At 75.7% G+C, this 1,485-nt stretch carries 1 protein-coding gene; it reads left to right on the forward strand.

Going from position 1 to position 1,485, the window contains the following annotated elements:
• The coding region (gene eccCa / locus ND748_RS31840) for a type VII secretion protein EccCa (protein WP_251749983.1) at nucleotides 1–1,485 on the forward strand (1,485 nt) is incomplete at both ends.

Raw genomic sequence — 1,485 nt, forward strand, 5'->3', positions numbered from 1 at the left:
GTGATCGACGGTGGCGCCACCGACGGCGCCGACCACCTGCTGGCCGACGGCGGCGTCGACGGGGTGACCGTCGTGCTGCTCGGTGCCCCGGCGCCGCGCACCCCCGACCGGCGCGCCCTGGTCCTCGAGGTCGACGCGGACGGCACGCTGCACACGACCACCGCCGAGGGCACGGCGGTCGCCGGGCGCGCCGACGAGATGGGGCTCGACACCGCCGAGGCGCTGGCCCGCCAGCTCGCCCCCGTCCGCCTCGGCAGCCCGACCGGACCGGCCGACCGGCGGATGTCCGCCGACCTCGGCCTCGCCGCGCTGCTCGACCTGGGTGATCCCGAACAGTTCACGCCACCGCGGGGCTGGGCACCGCGACGGGCCCGGGAACGGCTGCGGGTGGTGTTCGGCACGGGGCCCGACGGCGCGCCCGTCGCGCTGGACCTCAAGGAGGCGGCGCAGGGCGGGATGGGCCCGCACGGCCTGCTCATCGGGGCCACCGGATCCGGCAAGTCCGAGCTGCTGCGGACCCTGGTGCTGGGCCTGGCCGCGACCCACGACCCGGCGGTGCTCAACTTCGTCCTCATCGACTTCAAGGGCGGCGCGACGTTCACCCGGCTGGACGCCCTGCCGCACACCAGCGCCGTCATCACGAACCTCGCCGACGAGCTGCCGATGGTCGACCGGATGGCCCAGGCGATGACCGGCGAGCTCAACCGCCGCCAGGAACTGCTGCGCGCGGCGGGGAACTTCGCCTCCCAGCGTGACTACGAGCGGGCCCGCCTCGGCGGCGCGGCGCTGGCCCCGCTGCCGAGCCTGCTGGTCATCTGCGACGAGTTCTCCGAGCTGCTGTCCGCCAAGCCCGACTTCATCGACATCTTCGTGCAGGTCGGCCGGGTGGGTCGCTCGCTCGGCATCCACCTGCTGCTCGCCTCGCAGCGGCTGGAGGAGGGGCGGCTGCGCGGCCTGGACACCCACCTGTCCTACCGGATCGGGCTGCGCACCTTCTCGGCGATGGAAAGCCGCGTCGTGCTCGGCGACCCCGCCGCCTTCGAGCTGCCCCGCTTCCCCGGGCACGGCTACCTGCGGTTCGCCACCGATCCGCTGCAGCGGTTCCGGGCCGCCTACGTCTCCGGAGCACATCGTCGCCCGGCCGACGCGGCCCGCCCCGATCCGGCCCAGCTCGTCGTGCGGCCCTACACCACCTACTTCACCGCGTCCGCCGCGCCCGCCGCCTCCGTGGGTGAGGGACGCGGCGGTTCGGGCGGTGGCGTCGCCGGAGACCCGAGCCTGGGCGAGCCGGTCGGTTCCGCCGGCTCGTCGCCCGGGTCCGACGAGCCGGCCGACGAGCCGATCCCGGCGGGGGAGACCCTGCTGGACATCCTCACCGAGCGCATGCGCGGGCACGGCGCCCCGGCCCACCAGGTGTGGCTGCCGCCGCTGGTCGAGCCGGTCACCCTGGACGCGCTGCTGCCGCCGCTGCGGATCGTCGCCGGC

Source organism: Frankia sp. AiPs1 (assembly GCF_023716945.1).
Classification (GTDB): domain Bacteria; phylum Actinomycetota; class Actinomycetes; order Frankiales; family Frankiaceae; genus Frankia.